The 1,156-nt window shown below is 49.7% G+C and carries 1 protein-coding gene; it reads left to right on the forward strand.

What is annotated here, in order from left to right:
• A partial coding sequence (locus tag KCG35_RS25495; protein WP_215822661.1) for an RHS repeat domain-containing protein occupies positions 1 to 1,156 on the forward strand: 1,156 nt, incomplete at both ends.

The following is a 1,156-nucleotide window of genomic DNA, read 5'->3' on the forward strand; positions in this document are numbered from 1 at the left end:
GAACAGAAAGTCATTCAGCAGGTTTATGATGATTTTGATCGACTCAGTCAACGCACGGATGCTTATGGGCAAGTGGTGAATTATCAATACGATGCCAATGGCAATCGCACGGGGTTGCGTTATACGACAGGTGGGGGGACTACCAGTGGAGGGACGACGAATACACCCCGTGAGACCAGCTATGTGTATGATGCGCTAAATCGACTAGCGCGGGTGGATAATCCCCAGGGCAGTACCCGTTATCAATACGACCTCAGTGGTCTACTCCTGCGCACGTTGTATCCCAATAATGCGTCGATCAGCCAAAGCTATGATGGGGCGGGGCGGATTTTAGCCATGGAGCATCGGGTAGGGGATACCCTGGTGTCGCAATTTCAGTATCAGTACGATGCGAACGGCAACCGACTACAGCAAATTGCTCGTAATGGCAGCACCCTGGAAACCACCACTTATACCTATGATGCGTTAGATCGACTACAACAGGTGACGTATCCTGAACAGCAAGTGATGTATGCCTATGATGCGGTGTATAACCGCACGCGGGAAACCACTACGGATATAACCACCAGTCAGGTTATTAAAGATCAGGGTTTTAGCTATAACCTGCGTAATGAGTTGCTGGAAATTAAAGACCTGCCTGCCGATAGTGTGGCGGTCAGTTATCAATACGATGCTAATGGTAATCAGGTTCAGAAACAAAAAGCGGGTGTAATCACCGACTTTGTCTATGACATCCGTGACCATTTACGACAGGTGATGCAAGGGGGTTCCAGCGTTGGCCAGTTTTTATACGACTATCGTGGTCTACGTGTTGAGAAATTAGGTAACCGTGGCGTAGAACGGTATACCTATGATGATCAAAGTGTCCTCGCCCAGTTAGACTCCACCAATCAACCTATTGCCCATTACGATTACGGTCCCGGCCGTTTAATGGCCCTCACCCACCGCGATGAAGGCACCGCCTTTTACCATTTTGATGCCTTGGGCAGCATCGTTAACTTAACCACTACGGCAGGTGCCGTACAAACCCGCACCCTGTATGACGCCTGGGGCCATCATCGCCTACAAGAAGGCGACAGTTGGAACCGCTTTGGTTTTACTGGCCATGAAGAAGATCCCGAGACCGGTTTAGTGTATGCCAAAGCGCGGTTTTATG

Origin of the sequence: Zooshikella harenae, assembly GCF_018837975.1 — a bacterium.
Lineage (GTDB): Bacteria > Pseudomonadota > Gammaproteobacteria > Pseudomonadales > Zooshikellaceae > Zooshikella > Zooshikella harenae.